The 13,093-nt window shown below is 72.1% G+C and carries 14 protein-coding genes; 4 read left to right on the top strand and 10 right to left on the bottom strand.

What is annotated here, in order from left to right:
* Nucleotides 1-5: 5 nt before the first annotated feature.
* The 4 genes from ACZ56L_RS18825 to glnII form a co-directional block, all read right to left on the bottom strand.
* Nucleotides 6-1,289: a sensor histidine kinase gene (locus ACZ56L_RS18825; RefSeq protein ID WP_401757432.1), complete on the bottom strand. Its 1,284-nt coding sequence runs from the start codon at nt 1,287-1,289 to the stop codon at nt 6-8.
* 129 nt (nt 1,290-1,418) lie between these two features.
* Nucleotides 1,419-2,075 (bottom strand): winged helix-turn-helix domain-containing protein, encoded by a 657-nt coding sequence (locus ACZ56L_RS18820; protein WP_471065074.1) that lies wholly within the window; start codon nt 2,073-2,075, stop codon nt 1,419-1,421.
* Between the two features lie 125 nt (nt 2,076-2,200).
* The gene (locus tag ACZ56L_RS18815) at nt 2,201-2,323 is read right to left on the bottom strand and encodes a hypothetical protein (protein ID WP_345223545.1); all 123 of its coding nucleotides are present in this window, start codon (nt 2,321-2,323) and stop codon (nt 2,201-2,203) included.
* A 59-nt stretch (nt 2,324-2,382) separates the two neighbouring features.
* Complete coding sequence (gene glnII, locus ACZ56L_RS18810) at nt 2,383-3,402, bottom strand: glutamine synthetase (protein ID WP_468692708.1); 1,020 nt, start codon at nt 3,400-3,402, stop codon at nt 2,383-2,385.
* Between the two features lie 661 nt (nt 3,403-4,063).
* Here glnII and ACZ56L_RS18805 point away from each other — a divergent pair.
* Nucleotides 4,064-4,969: a Gfo/Idh/MocA family protein gene (locus ACZ56L_RS18805; RefSeq protein ID WP_471065072.1), complete on the top strand. Its 906-nt coding sequence runs from the start codon at nt 4,064-4,066 to the stop codon at nt 4,967-4,969.
* Between the two features lie 11 nt (nt 4,970-4,980).
* Here the strand turns inward: ACZ56L_RS18805 and ACZ56L_RS18800 are convergent, their stop codons facing one another.
* Nucleotides 4,981-5,346, bottom strand: coding sequence for an arsenate reductase family protein (locus tag ACZ56L_RS18800; protein ID WP_345223552.1), 366 nt, complete (start codon nt 5,344-5,346; stop codon nt 4,981-4,983).
* A gap of 124 nt (nt 5,347-5,470) precedes the next feature.
* On the opposite strand from ACZ56L_RS18800, the gene ACZ56L_RS18795 reads away from it, so the two are divergent.
* A complete protein-coding gene (locus ACZ56L_RS18795) occupies nt 5,471-5,773 on the top strand; it encodes a hypothetical protein (protein WP_345223553.1) in 303 nt (100 codons plus the stop codon).
* 76 nt (nt 5,774-5,849) lie between these two features.
* Here the strand turns inward: ACZ56L_RS18795 and glnA are convergent, their stop codons facing one another.
* Nucleotides 5,850-7,259: a type I glutamate--ammonia ligase gene (gene glnA, locus ACZ56L_RS18790; RefSeq protein WP_471065069.1), complete on the bottom strand. Its 1,410-nt coding sequence runs from the start codon at nt 7,257-7,259 to the stop codon at nt 5,850-5,852.
* A gap of 278 nt (nt 7,260-7,537) precedes the next feature.
* On the opposite strand from glnA, the gene ACZ56L_RS18785 reads away from it, so the two are divergent.
* Nucleotides 7,538-8,005 carry an RDD family protein gene (locus ACZ56L_RS18785; RefSeq protein ID WP_468692713.1) on the top strand — a complete coding sequence of 156 codons (468 nt, stop codon included), beginning with the start codon at nt 7,538-7,540 and terminating at the stop codon, nt 8,003-8,005.
* Nucleotides 8,006-8,107: 102 nt separating this feature from the next.
* Here the strand turns inward: ACZ56L_RS18785 and ACZ56L_RS18780 are convergent, their stop codons facing one another.
* The 4 genes from ACZ56L_RS18780 to lipB all read right to left on the bottom strand — a co-directional run bounded on the left by ACZ56L_RS18780 (nt 8,108) and on the right by lipB (nt 11,254).
* Nucleotides 8,108-8,806, bottom strand: a complete 699-nt coding sequence (locus ACZ56L_RS18780) for a DUF4191 domain-containing protein (RefSeq protein ID WP_345223559.1) — start codon at nt 8,804-8,806, stop codon at nt 8,108-8,110.
* Between the two features lie 19 nt (nt 8,807-8,825).
* Nucleotides 8,826-9,020, bottom strand: coding sequence for an SCO2195 family GlnR-regulated protein (locus ACZ56L_RS18775; protein ID WP_345223560.1), 195 nt, complete (start codon nt 9,018-9,020; stop codon nt 8,826-8,828).
* Nucleotides 9,021-9,265: 245 nt separating this feature from the next.
* The gene (gene lipA / locus ACZ56L_RS18770; RefSeq protein WP_471065066.1) at nt 9,266-10,231 is read right to left on the bottom strand and encodes a lipoyl synthase; all 966 of its coding nucleotides are present in this window, start codon (nt 10,229-10,231) and stop codon (nt 9,266-9,268) included.
* 123 nt (nt 10,232-10,354) lie between these two features.
* Complete coding sequence (gene lipB / locus ACZ56L_RS18765; protein ID WP_471065064.1) at nt 10,355-11,254, bottom strand: lipoyl(octanoyl) transferase LipB; 900 nt, start codon at nt 11,252-11,254, stop codon at nt 10,355-10,357.
* Nucleotides 11,255-11,505: 251 nt separating this feature from the next.
* Between lipB and ACZ56L_RS18760 the strand changes: the two genes are divergently transcribed.
* Nucleotides 11,506-12,966: a regulator gene (locus ACZ56L_RS18760; protein WP_471065063.1), complete on the top strand. Its 1,461-nt coding sequence runs from the start codon at nt 11,506-11,508 to the stop codon at nt 12,964-12,966.
* The last annotated feature ends 127 nt before the right edge of the window (nt 12,967-13,093 follow it).

The raw sequence follows: 13,093 nt of genomic DNA, 5'->3' as shown, positions 1-13,093 counted from the left end.
TTCGGCTAGCAGGACACGAAGGTTGCGCAAGGAATCTCCATGGTCACCATGGTGGGACCGCCCGCGGGGCTGCTGACGGCCAGAACACCGTCGAATGTACCGAGTCGGCGTTCGACTCCGCTCAGCCCCGACCCCGCCCCGATCCGGGCCCCGCCCCGCCCGTTGTCGGTGACCGACGCGCGCAGCATGCCGTCCGTTCCGTGCAGGTCGATCCAGAGGCGGTCCGCCCCGGAGTGCTTGACCGCGTTGGTGAGGACCTCGCTGATGGCGAAGTACGCCGCCGACTCGACCGGTGCGTCCGCCCGCCCGGGCAGGTCCACCTCGACCTCGGTCTCGACGGGCAGCCGCAGCGCGAGCGCCCGCACCGCGTCGCCGAGGCCGCGCTCGGCCAGCACCGGCGGGTGGATTCCCCGGACCAGGTCGCGCAGCTCGGTCAGCGCCTCGGCGGACGAGGCGCGGGCCGCCGCGAGCAGCTTCTTCGCCTGCGCGGGGTCCTTCTCCACCAGCGCCTCGATGGTGCCCAGGTTCATGCCCATCGCCACCAGCCGGGCCTGCGCGCCGTCGTGCAGGTCCCGCTCGATGCGGCGCAGTTCGGCCGCCGAGGTGTCCAGCGCGTCGTGCCGGCTCTCGGTCAGCGTCTCCACCCGCCGGGCGAGCGCGGCCTGCTTGGTCGGCGCGAGGAGGACCTGGCAGAACCGGAAGTGGGAGCGCAGGATCGCCGGGTTCCAGCGGAGCCCGAGCAGGAGGAACACCGCGCCCACCGGGAGGGTGAGCAGTCCCGTCTCCTGGCTGTCGACCCGGATGAAGGCGTACCAGTTCGGGTCGTTCTCGAAGACCCGCCACAGCCCGCACGCGTACGCGACCGCTTCGAGCGGATAGAAGAGCAGCAGCGCGGGCAGCAACGCGGTCATCAGGCCGACGGTCATGTCGAGGAACAGCCACTGGAGGTCCCGCCAGGTCGCCGGGTCCTTCAGCAGGTGCGCGACCAGCTCCACCTGCCCGGTGATCCCGGGCCGCCGGTCGGCGGGCAGCGGCCGGTAGGGCACCGGGATCGGCACGTCCGCCCACGCGCCCGCCAGGGCCCGCCGCCGGTCGGCCCACCGGCGGGTCGCCGCCAGGACCGGCGGGGTGGTGAACAGCCCGACCCCGATCACCATGAGCACCAGGGAGATCAGCGTCAGGCTGAACAGCACGCACGACACGACGACCGCGGAGACCGACAGGCCGAGCCCGCGGACCCCCGCGAGCGCGGACGCGCGTACCGACGCACGTATCTTGATGGCATTCATGGTGGTCTGTCCCTCTCCGCCGGCATCCCGTGTGCCGAGTGCACCCCCAGTCTCGCCGGTGCGGAGGGACGGCGTCACCGGGCCCCGCACCCGGAAAGGGGGTGTACCCAGCACCACCCCGGCGGGCTCCTACGGGGCGTACTTGTAGCCCACCCTGCGCACCGTCTGGATGCTCCGGCGGTGCTCCGCGCCCAGCTTGCGGCGCAGCCGGGCGATGTGCACGTCCACGGTGCGGCCGTCGCCGACGTGACCGTACCCCCACACCGTGGTCACCAGCTGGTCGCGCGTGTGCACCCGGTGCGGGTGCGCCACCAGGTGCGCGAGCAGCTCGAACTCCAGATACGTCAGGTCCAGCGCCCGCCCCTCGACCTCGACGATCCGCCGGGACCCGTCGATCCGCACGGCCCCGTCCCGCACGTCCCGCACGGGCTCGGGCCCGGCCGGCTCCTGCACCAGCATGGGCTGCGCCTGCTGCGGTACGTGTCCCTGGTCGGCCGGTACGAGGACCAGGTAGCCCACCATCGGCGGACGGCCCGGCAGCGCGGGCAGGGTGTGCTGGGGCGCGGGCAGCCAGGTGGCCCCCGGCGGCAGGTAGTCGGCGACGTCGTAGGCCGGGCGGACCGGGGCGGCGGCCGGCGCCTGCGCCACCTCGTCGCGGTCCACGGCCCGCAGCCGGTGGGCCGGGGGGCGCAGCGGTTCGTGGACGCCGCGCCGCTGGACGAGGTTCGCGGTCATCGCGGAGGAGGCGGAGTACGTACGGGTGCCGGTGGTACGGGAGTTCGCCATGGCGGGTCAGCTCTTTCGCGCGGAGGAGACCGCCGCGGAGAGCCGCGCGGCGGCATGGGGTTCACCTCAAGATGTGCGCGCGGGCCGAAGGCCGTACGGGACCGGTCGCCCGGTGCGTGACGGCGTTAGAGGGGCCGCGCGTTCGTCGCGCGACAACAGACCCGGTCGAAGTCGTGGTGCTGCCGGGAAGGCCAGAACGGCTCCAGGTCGGAGCGACCCGGGGCGGTGGAGTTCTGGAAGCCGGTCATGCGCCTATTGAAGCATGTGCGCGCCAGGGGGAGGAGCCCCCCTGGCGCGGGGAACGTGCTCAGACCTGGCCGGCCTTCTCCAGGGCGGTGCAGCAGGTCTCGACGATCAGGCGGGTGACCACGTACGGGTCGACGTTGGCATTCGGCCGCCGGTCCTCGATGTACCCCTTCTTCTCCTGCGCGACCTGCCAGGGGATGCGCACGGACGCGCCGCGGTCGGAGACCCCGTAGCTGTACTCGTTCCACGGCGCGGTCTCGTGGAGCCCGGTCAGCCGGTCGTCGATCCCCGCGCCGTAGTTCTTGACGTGGTCCATCGGCTTCGAGCCCTCGCCCAGCGACTCGCACGCCGTGACGATGGCGTCGTAGCCCTCGCGCATGGCCCGGGTGGAGAAGTTGGTGTGCGCGCCCGCGCCGTTCCAGTCGCCCTTGACGGGCTTGGGGTCCAGGGTGGCGGAGACGCCGAAGTCCTCGGCGGTGCGGTAGAGCAGCCAGCGGGCGATCCACAACTGGTCGGAGACCTCCAGCGGGGACAGCGGGCCCACCTGGAACTCCCACTGGCCCGGCATGACCTCGGCGTTGATCCCCGAGATCCCGAGGCCGGCCGCCAGGCAGTGGTCGAGGTGCTTCTCCACGATCTCGCGCCCGAAGATCTCGTCGGCGCCGACCCCGCAGTAGTAACCGCCCTGCGCGGCCGGGAAGCCGCCCGCCGGGAAGCCGAGGGGGCGCTCGCCCTCGAAGAAGGTGTACTCCTGCTCGATGCCGAAGATCGGCTCCTGGGCGTCGAACCGCTCGGCCTGCGGGCGCAGTTCGGCCCGTGTGTTGGAGGGGTGCGGCGTCATGTCGATGTTCAGCACCTCGCACAGGACGAGGATGTCGTCGCCGCCGCGGAGGGGGTCCGGGCAGGAGAACACCGGGCTCAGGACGAGGTCCGAGGCGTGGCCCTGGGCCTGGTTCGTGCTCGACCCGTCGAAGCCCCAGAGCGGCAGGGCCGCCCCGTCGGCCAGGATCTTCGTCTTCGAACGGAGCTTGGCGGTCGGCTCGGCGCCGTCGATCCAGATGTACTCGGCCTTGAACGTCACGGACGCCATCCTTTGCGGGTTCTGCTGCTGCGCGGCTGCGGGGCGGGCCACCGGTGCGGCGGCGCTCGGCCCGCGGCGGCTGCGGTGATGGTCGGCAGCCTGTCAACCCGCCATTTCCCACCCGTTGCCCCCACGTGAACCCCGTGTTACCTCCCCAACCCCTTGGACGTCGCAGCCTCTCGCCGCCTCCGCCTCTGCTTCCTTGGGCGTCGCAGCCCCCCCTTCCGCCCCGTCCCCTTGGGCTCCGCAGTCGCTCTGCCACCCCAGCCCCCTTGGGCTTTCGCAGCCGCCCTGCGCCCCCGTCCCCTTGGGCGACGGGGCCGCCCCGAGGGGGCGAGGGGGGTACCCCCTGCTCGAGCGAAGCCGAGAGCTTGGGGGAGGGCGGGCAAGGGGGCGGCCCCTCTCGCTCCCGGCCCGCCCGGGTGCCGCCCCCTGCGTGAGCGCCTGCGCCGGGCCACCTCCTCCGCCAGGGCCGGGAGCCCAGCCCCCGTGCCGGACGCGTCAGCCCCGTCCTGCGAACGCAGGAGAGGCCCCGGACCCGCCCCTTTCCCTAAAGCGCTCGCCGCGCGGCCAGGTGCACGGTTCCGTGCGGATGCGTCGTGGCTGGTCGCGCAGTTCCCCGCGCCCCTGACGCAGCACCGCCCCGTGCAGACTGGACCCCATGACGACACCCGCCCCCCTCCGCATCGGCCTCCTCGGTACCGGTCCCTGGGCCGCCCGTACCCATGCCCCCGCTCTCGCCGCCCACCCCGGCGTCCGCCTCCAGGGCGTCTGGGGCCGTCGCCCCGAAGCGGCCGAGGCCCTGGCCCGTACCCATGCCACCACCGCGTACGCGGACCCCGACGCCCTCTTCGCGGCCTGCGACGCGGTCGCCGTCGCCCTGCCGCCGGACGTCCAGGCGCCCCTGGCCGTCCGCGCCGCGCAGGCGGGCTGCCACCTGCTGCTGGACAAGCCGGTCGCCACCACCCCCGGGGGCGCCCGCGAGGTCGCCGACGCGGCGGAGGCCGCAGGCGTGGCGTCCGTCGTCTTCTTCACCCTGCGCTTCGCCGCCGGCGTCGCCCCCTGGATCGCCGAACAGGCCGCCGCCGGCGGCTGGTTCACCGCCCGCGCGCACTGGCTCGGCGCGCTCTTCTCGCCGGACTCGGACAGCCCGTACGCCGCCTCCCCCTGGCGCGGCGAGAAGGGCGCCCTGTGGGACGTGGGCCCGCACGCCCTGTCCGTGCTGCTGCCGACGCTCGGCGACGTCACGCACCTCACGGCCGCCGCGGGCCCCGGCGACACCGTCCACCTCACCCTGCGCCACGCCTCGGGCGCCTCCAGCGTCACCACGCTGAGCCTGAGCGCCCCGCAGGAGGCCGCGGGCGTCTCCATCGAGCTGCGCGGCACGGACGGCGTCCACGAGCTGCCCGCCGAGTGGGGCCCGGCGACCGACTCCTTCGGCGCCGCCACGGACGCCCTCCTGGAGGCCGTCCGCACCGGCGCCCCGCACCCCTGCGACGCCCGCTTCGGCCAGCGCGTCACCGAGATCCTGGCCCGGGCCGAGGCGGCCCTCTCCGCCGCCTCCTGAGCCGGCGGGCCCTACCCCCGCCGCCCGAGCGCGTCCCGTACCGCTTCCTCCGTCCGCCCCACCACGGCCGTGCCGTCGTCCGCCGTGATGATCGGCCGCTGGATGAGCTTCGGATGCGCGGCGAGCGCCGCGACCCAGCGCTCCCGCGCGTCCGCGTCCCTCGGCCAGTCCTTCAGCCCGAGCTCCTTGGCCTCGGCCTCCTGGGTGCGGGTGATGTCCCACGGCTCAAGGCCCAGCCGCTCCAGCACCTCCCTGATCTCCCCCTCCCGCGGCACGTCGTCGAGGTAGCGCCGCACGGTGTACTCCGCCCCTCCCTCGTCCAGCAGCCGCACCGCCGACCGGCACTTGGAACACGCGGGATTGATCCAGATCTCCATGCCCCAAAGCTACCCCCGACCCCACCCGCCCCGTGGCCGCGAACCCCCTCTGGCCAGGGCCGATTGTCAGTGGTGCCCAGTAAAATGGGAAGCGTCCGAGAGGGTCCGTGAACGCCTCAGGAGGATGCCCGTGACCGCTGCCGCACTGCTGACCGACACCCGCCCCCGCAAGCCGAAGTCCACCCCTCCCAAGCCCCTGCGGAAGAAGCCGCTCCCGGCCGGCCTGCCGCGCGAGTGGTACATCTCCCACAACCGCCGCCTGAAGGCCATGCGGCTGGCGATAGTCCTGATGGACACGGGCGTCTACGTCCCGGAGAAGGCCACCAACCGCAAGATCCGCACCACGGCCGCCCGGGTGGGCATCCACCCGCCGTCCAACACGACGTGCCGACTGGTCCGCGACCTGATCCGCGACGGGCTGAGCTGATCCCGAAGCCCGGCAGACGGCGAAGGGCCGCCCTCCCCGGCGGGGGAGGGCGGCCCTTGTGTCACGCGGCTGCGGCCTAGAGGTCGAAGTACAGCTCGAACTCGTGCGGGTGCGGGCGGAGCTGGATCGGGGCGATCTCCTGCGTGCGCTTGTAGTCGATCCACGTCTCGATCAGGTCGGGGGTGAAGACACCGCCGGCGAGAAGGTACTCGTGGTCGGCCTCCAGGGCGTCCAGGACGGCTGGGAGCGAGGTCGGCACCTGCTGGACGTTGGCGTGCTCCTCGGGAGCCAGCTCGTAGAGGTCCTTGTCGATCGGCTCCGGCGGCTCGATCTTGTTCTTCACGCCGTCCAGACCGGCCATCAGCAGGGCCGCGAACGCGAGGTACGGGTTGGACGACGGGTCCGGGGCGCGGAACTCGACGCGCTTGGCCTTCGGGTTGGAGCCCGTGATCGGGATGCGCATCGCGGCGGAGCGGTTGCGCTGCGAGTACACCATGTTGACCGGCGCCTCGAAGCCCGGCACCAGGCGGTGGTAGGAGTTCACCGTCGGGTTGGTGAAGGCCAGCAGCGACGGGGCGTGCTTGAGGATGCCGCCGATGTAGTAGCGCGCCATGTCGGACAGGCCCGCGTAGCCCTGCTCGTCGTAGAAGAGCGGGATGCCGTTCTGCCACAGCGACTGGTGGACGTGCATGCCCGAGCCGTTGTCGCCGAAGATCGGCTTCGGCATGAAGGTCGCGGTCTTGCCGTTCTTCCAGGCGACGTTCTTCACGACGTACTTGAAGAGCATCAGGTCGTCGGCGGCGGCGAGGAGGGTGTTGAACTTGTAGTTGATCTCCGCCTGGCCGGCGGTGCCGACCTCGTGGTGCTGGCGCTCGACCTGGAGGCCGTTCTTGTCCAGCTCCAGGGAGATCTCGGCACGCAGGTCGGCGAAGTGGTCGACCGGGGGAGTGGGGAAGTAACCGCCCTTGTAGCGGACCTTGTAGCCGCGGTTGTTCTCCACCGCACCGGTGTTCCAGGCGCCCGCCTCGGAGTCGATGTGGTAGAAGCTCTCGTTCGCCGACGTCTGGAAGCGGACGCTGTCGAAGACGTAGAACTCGGCCTCGGGACCGAAGTAGGCGGTGTCCGCGAAACCGGTGGAGGCGAGGTACGCCTCCGCCTTCTTGGCGACGTTGCGCGGGTCACGGCTGTACTGCTCGCCCGTGATCGGGTCGTGGATGAAGAAGTTGATGTTCAGCGTCTTGTCGCGGCGGAAGGGGTCGATCCGCGCCGTCGACAGGTCCGCGCGCAGCGCCATGTCCGACTCGTGAATGGCCTGGAAGCCGCGGATGGACGAGCCGTCGAAGGCCAGCTCCTCGTCCGGGTCGAAGACGTTCGCCGGGATGGTGAAGTGCTGCATCACACCCGGCAGGTCGCAGAACCTGACGTCGACGAACTTCACGTCGTTGTCGGCGATGAACTTCTTGGCGTCGTCGGCGTTCCCGAACATCCAGCTCCTCCTACTCCCGCCCGGGGCCGGACGGGGTTGCCGCGTTTCCGCGGGTCTTCATGCGGGCCAGTGCGGTGGCGCACGCTGGCGTCGACCATAGGCAGCCGGGATTTCTCCAGCATGACCCATTTGTTTCGCCCAAGTTAACCAGCAGCTCCACCGCTCATCGCCGAACCTGCCCCCGACGGACCGGGACGAACGCCGCCGGGGACGTGACGCGGGCCGCATCCCGCGCCCCGGGCGGACCGGGACGAACAGGTGCGCAGTACCGTGGTGGGGTGGACAACAGGCAAGCAATCGGATCGTGGCTCTCCGGGCCGCGCGCGGCCGCCGAAGAGATGGGCGCCGACTTCGGGCACCGGGGCAAGCGCCTCGGGCTGCCCCCCGAGGGCCCCGGCGCGGTGGCCCCGCTGGGCCGCCGGTTCGGCGCCCTCTTCGTCGACTGGATCCTGTGCCTGCTCATCGCGAACGGCCTCTTCGCCCGCGGTGACGCCCAGACGGCGGGCAACGCGGCGCTCCTGATCTTCCTCGTCCTGAGCGTCCTCACCGTTGGCACCGTCGGCTGCACCCCCGGCAAGCGCCTGTTCAGGGTGCGGGTGGTCGCCGAGAGCGGCAGGCGGCTCGCCTTCGGCTGGGCCGTGGTGCGCAGCGTGCTGCTGTGCCTGGCGATCCCGGCCCTCATCTGGGACCGCGACGGACGCGGCCTGCACGACCGGCTGAGCCGCTCCGTACAGGTGCGGATGTAGCCCCGGCGGCGGGCGGACGAGCAGGACGGCCCCGGCGGCTCTCACACGGTGAGAGCCGCCGGGGCCGACGCTTGCGTAGCAGGAACGGGAGGGGAGGAGCGGTCAGCGGCCCTTCGGCATCTTCATGCCTTTCGGCATGGGGCCCTTCGGCAGCGGCATGTTGCTCATCAGGTCGCCCATGGCGCGCAGCCGGTCGTTGGTCGCGGTCACCTGCGGACCGGTCAGCGTGCGCGGCAGCTTCAGCATCGTCGTGCGCACCTTCTTCAGCGGGGTCTGGCCCTCGCCGGTGCCCACGATGATGTCGGTGACCGGGACGTCCGGGCCGACGATGCGCGCCATCTTCTTCTTCTCGGCGCCCAGCAGCGTCCGCAGCCGGTTCGGGTTGCCCTCGGCCACCAGGACGATGCCGGCCTTGCCGACCGCCCGGTGCACGACGTCCTGGTTGCGGTTCATCGCGACCGCCGGAGTCGTCGTCCAGCCGCGGCCCACGTTGTCCAGCACGGCCGCAGCGGCTCCCGGCTGTCCCTCCATCTGCCCGAAGGCAGCGCGCTCGGCACGCCGTCCGAAGACGATCGCCATCGCGAGGAAGGCCAGCAGGAAGCCGAGAATGCCCAGGTAGACCGGGTGACCGATCAGAAAGCCGAGGCCCAGGAGCACGCCGAAGACGACGATGCCCAAGCCGAAGACGACAAGACCCACCTTGGGGTCCTGCTTGCGCGTCATCTTGTACGTCAGAGCGATCTGCTTGAGTCGCCCGGGGTTCGCAGTGTCCGCGTTCGCTGCGCGTTCCTTCCTCGCCATACGAGAAAGTTTACGTTGCCTAGGACGTACGAGCGGACACTGCCTCCAGCGCGTGCTGCGTCTCCATCCGGTCCTTGGCGCGGCGGCGGTCCTCCAGCACGGCGGTCCAGGCGTTGCGGCGCGCGGTGCGCTGGCCGGTGCCGATCAGCAGGGACTCGACGGCGCGGAGGGCGTCGGTGACGGACGGGCGGGCGGTGTCGCGTACGGCCTGCATGACGGGGGTCCCCCTCGTGGCGACGGCGAATGGCGGCAAGGGTGCGGCTGCGGTGGGTCAAGTCAGGGTCACTGATCGGTGTTACCAGTGCGTGACCGGGCGGTCAAACGGTGATGAAGCCCTGACGGTGGGGCGCCTCCGGGGCGAGAACGCCGACGCGGCCCGTACGGGGTCCCCCGCCTGCGGGGATCGTACGGGCCGCGTCCTGACGGTCATTACCGCTCAGTAACCGCTTGTGTGCCGATTCACACGGCGGGCGCGGACTCCAGCGCTCCGCGCCGCTCCATCGCCTGGCCGTACAGCCGGCCCGCGCGGTACGAGGAACGGACCAGCGGCCCGGACATCACACCGGAGTAGCCGATCGCGTCGGCCTCGTCCTTCAGCTCGACGAACTCCATCGGCTTCACCCAGCGCTCGACGGGGTGGTGCCGCGGCGAGGGACGCAGGTACTGGGTGATCGTGATCAGCTCGCAGCCCGCCTCGTGCAGGTCCTTCAGCGCCTCGCTGACCTCTTCACGGGTCTCGCCCATGCCCAGGATCAGGTTCGACTTGGTGATCAGACCGGCCGCCCGCGCCTTGGTGATGACGTCGAGGGAGCGCTCGTAACGGAAGCCGGGGCGGATGCGCTTGAAGATGCGCGGCACCGTCTCCACGTTGTGCGCGAAGACCTCGGGGCGGGACTCGAAGACCACGTCCAGCAGCTCGGGGACCGCGTTGAAGTCGGGGGCCAGCAGCTCCACCTTGGTGCGCCCGGCCTCCCGGCCGGCGGTCTGCTGGTGGATCTGGCGCACGGTCTCCGCGTACAGCCAGGCGCCGCCGTCCTCCAGGTCGTCGCGCGCGACGCCCGTGATGGTGGCGTAGTTCAGGTCCATGGTGACCACGGACTCGCCCACGCGGCGCGGCTCGTCACGGTCCAGCGCCTCGGGCTTGCCCGTGTCGATCTGGCAGAAGTCACAGCGCCTGGTGCACTGGTCACCGCCGATGAGGAAGGTGGCCTCGCGGTCCTCCCAGCACTCGTAGATGTTGGGACAGCCGGCCTCCTGGCACACCGTGTGCAGTCCTTCGCCCTTCACCAGGGCCTGCATCTTGGTGTACTCGGGACCCATCTTCGCCCGGGTCTTGATCCACTCGGGCTTGCGCTCGATGGGGGTCTGGCTGTTCCGGACCTCCAGGCGCAGCATCTTGCGTCCGTCGGGTGCGACAGCGGACACGTCCGCACTCCCTCTTGCCGTAACGGCTTCGATTCATCGGCGGACACCAGGGTACGCCCGATATTTGCATGGCACTACGTCCGGACAACCTGGGCCCGGGCAGGGACATTCCCCCGACGACGCTCAGACGGCCGCCTTCTCGACGGCCCGGGGCGCGAGGACGGACTCCGCCATCACCGCGCTCAGGTGCTTCTCCACCACCGGCAGGACCTCCTCGATCGTGACGTCCCGGCCCAGCTCGCCCGCGAGCGAGGCGACGCCCGCGTCGCGGATGCCGCACGGCACGATGCGGTCGAACCAGGTGTTGTCCGGGTTCACGTTCAGCGAGAAGCCGTGCATGGTGACGCCCTTGGCGACCCGGATGCCGATCGCGGCCAGCTTGCGGTCCTCGCGCCGCTGGCCGGCGTTGGAGGGCGCGTACTCGGGCCCGTTCAGCCGGGCGTCGAACTCGGGGTCCGTCAGGCGCGGGTCGAAGTCCAGCGACAGACCGCCGGTCGCGGGCCGCTCTGTGCCTTCGGTCGCGCTGCGCCTCGACTCCGCTTCGGCCGGGTGCCCCTCGCTCGTTCCTCGCTCGGAACCCCCAACCTGCGCTGCGTCTCGGCTGCGCCGCTCCGTGGGGTCGCCGAGCACCCACACGCCGCTGCGGCCCTCGACGCGGGTGGTCTCCAGGCCCAGCTCCGCACACGTGCGGATCAGCGCCTCCTCCAGCCGGCGCACGTGCGCGACCACGTCCACCGGGCGGGGCAGCTTCTGGATCGGGTAGCCGACGAGCTGGCCGGGACCGTGCCAGGTGATCTTGCCGCCCCGGTCCACGTCCACCACCGGTGTGCCGTCCAGGGGGCGCTCACTGTCCTCGGTGCGCCGCCCCGCCGTGTAGACGGGCAGGTGCTCCAGCAGCAGACAGGTGTCGGGGACCGCGTCCTCGAAACGGGCGGCGTGCACCTCACGCTGCTTCTGCCATGCCTCCTGGTACTCGACGGCCTCGTCGCCGAATCCCAGTCGGACGAACCGCAGCTCACTCACGGTGTGTCTCCTTCGTATCGCCACGCCCTCAGCCACTGTACGGCGGCCGAGACGTCGCCCCCCGGGCAGGGAGGGGACCGGGGCGCACGGCCCCCAGGGGCGGGAGCGGCGTCAGCGCCTCCCGTGAATCGTCACACGATCGGATGAAGTAGAGGCGCTCGGGCCGGTTCCGGGGGCCAGGATCGCTAAATTCGCGCCGTCCCATGCAGGGCTGCCACCCGGGGCCCGGAAGGCAGGAGAGCACAGAGCTGATGACGGAACGACCTCCGCAGCGCATTCCCAACCGACAGCTCGCCGCGCTCATCGCGGAGGCGGGATTCTCCAACGCGGGTCTGGCCCGACGGGTCGATCAACTGGGACTGGAACACGGGCTCGACCTCCGCTACGACAAGACCTCGGTCACCCGCTGGCTGCGCGGCCAGCAGCCGCGCGGCACCACGCCCGCGCTCATCGCCGAGGTGTTCACCAGGAGGCTGGGCAGGCGGCTCTCCGCGCAGGACCTCGGCCTCGACGCGTGCGCCCCCGTCTACGCGGGGCTCGAATTCGCGGCCACGCCCGAGGAGGCCGTGGACATCGTGAGCGGTCTGTGGCGCAAGGACTCCGGCAGCCACGCCGAACTCCGCAAGATCGCCTTCACCCCGGCGGGGCTCGTGGTGCCCAGCCGCGACTGGCTGATCGGCCGCGCCGACGACCGGGTCGGGCGCGGCGAGCCCCCGGCGGTCAACGGGGCGCCGTCCACCCGGGTGCCCGCCCAGGGCGGCCGGGCAGCCGTGCTGCCCCGCCAGCGGCAGACCGACCGGGGACCCGGCCAGCGGGTCACCGCCGGCGACATCGCGGCCCTGCGCTCGGTGGCCGATCTCTTCCGGACCCTGGACCACGCGTACGGTGGCGGGCACGCCCGGCAGGCCCTCGTGCGGTACCTGGAGCACGAGGCGGAGCCCATGCTCCGGGGGACCTACGGGGAGGCGACGGGCCGCAGACTCTTCGCGGCCGCCGCCGACCTGACCCGGCTGGCGGGCTGGACCTCGTACGACATCGCGGCGCACGGCCTGGCCCAGCGGTACTTCGTGCAGGCGCTGCGGCTGGCGCAGGCGGCGGGCGACCGGGCGTACGGCAGCTACGTGCTGGTCACGATGAGCAGACAGGCCGTCTACCTCGGGCACGGACGGGAGGCCGTGCAGCTCGCGCGGGTCGCCCAGCAGGGCGTCGGCTCGTCCGCGCCCCCGGTCGTCCAGGCGCTGCTGCACGCGGTGGAGGCGCGCGGCCACGGGGTGCTCAGCGAGGTGCGGGCCTGCACGTCGTCGCTGGTGCGGGCGGAGCGGGCGATGGAGGCCGCGCGGCCGGGGGACGAGGTGCCGCACTGGGCGAAGTTCTTCGACGAGGCGCAGCTCGCGGACGAGTTCGGGCACTGCCACCGCGACCTGCAGCAGTACCGGGCGGCCGCCCAGCACGCGGAGAAGTCCCTCGCGCTCAGGCCGCACGGGTACGCGCGCAGCCGGCTGTTCTGCCGGGTGGTGCTCGCGCAGGCGCGGCTCGGGCTCGGCGAGCTGGACCAGGCGTGCGCGCTGGGCGCGGAGGCGGCCCAGCAGGCCTCCGAGATGCGGTCGGCGCGGGCCACGGAGTACGTACGGGAATTCGAGCGGCGGCTGGAGCCGTACCGCGACGCGGCGGCGGTGCGCGGTTACCGGGACCGGGTGGCGGCGCTGGGCTGAGGACGCGCGCACGGAACGCCGGGGCCGGGTCGTCGGTGCGACTCCGGCCCCGGCGGCTGATCGCGCGGTACGTCGGACCGCTCCGCGCGCGTCGGGCCGTCCCGCATGCGTCGGGCCCCCGCGTGCG

Source organism: Streptomyces sp. NPDC039736 (assembly GCF_055596485.1).
This window is presented reverse-complemented; position numbering and strand designations above follow the sequence as displayed.

What these genes read in the sequence shown, in the direction of transcription:
- ACZ56L_RS18820 (WP_471065074.1), bottom strand. Translation starts at nt 2,075, where the DNA reads ATGGCGAACTCCCGTACCACCGGCACCCGTACGTACTCCGCCTCCTCC.
- ACZ56L_RS18795 (WP_345223553.1), top strand. Translation starts at nt 5,471, where the DNA reads ATGCCCGTGACCGCTGCCGCACTGCTGACCGACACCCGCCCCCGCAAG.
- ACZ56L_RS18775 (WP_345223560.1), bottom strand. Translation starts at nt 9,020, where the DNA reads ATGCAGGCCGTACGCGACACCGCCCGCCCGTCCGTCACCGACGCCCTC.
- ACZ56L_RS18780 (WP_345223559.1), bottom strand. Translation starts at nt 8,806, where the DNA reads ATGGCGAGGAAGGAACGCGCAGCGAACGCGGACACTGCGAACCCCGGG.
- ACZ56L_RS18760 (WP_471065063.1), top strand. Translation starts at nt 11,506, where the DNA reads ATGACGGAACGACCTCCGCAGCGCATTCCCAACCGACAGCTCGCCGCG.
- ACZ56L_RS18805 (WP_471065072.1), top strand. Translation starts at nt 4,064, where the DNA reads ATGACGACACCCGCCCCCCTCCGCATCGGCCTCCTCGGTACCGGTCCC.
- ACZ56L_RS18815 (WP_345223545.1), bottom strand. Translation starts at nt 2,323, where the DNA reads ATGACCGGCTTCCAGAACTCCACCGCCCCGGGTCGCTCCGACCTGGAG.
- ACZ56L_RS18800 (WP_345223552.1), bottom strand. Translation starts at nt 5,346, where the DNA reads ATGGAGATCTGGATCAATCCCGCGTGTTCCAAGTGCCGGTCGGCGGTG.
- ACZ56L_RS18825 (WP_401757432.1), bottom strand. Translation starts at nt 1,289, where the DNA reads ATGAATGCCATCAAGATACGTGCGTCGGTACGCGCGTCCGCGCTCGCG.
- glnA (WP_471065069.1), bottom strand. Translation starts at nt 7,259, where the DNA reads ATGTTCGGGAACGCCGACGACGCCAAGAAGTTCATCGCCGACAACGAC.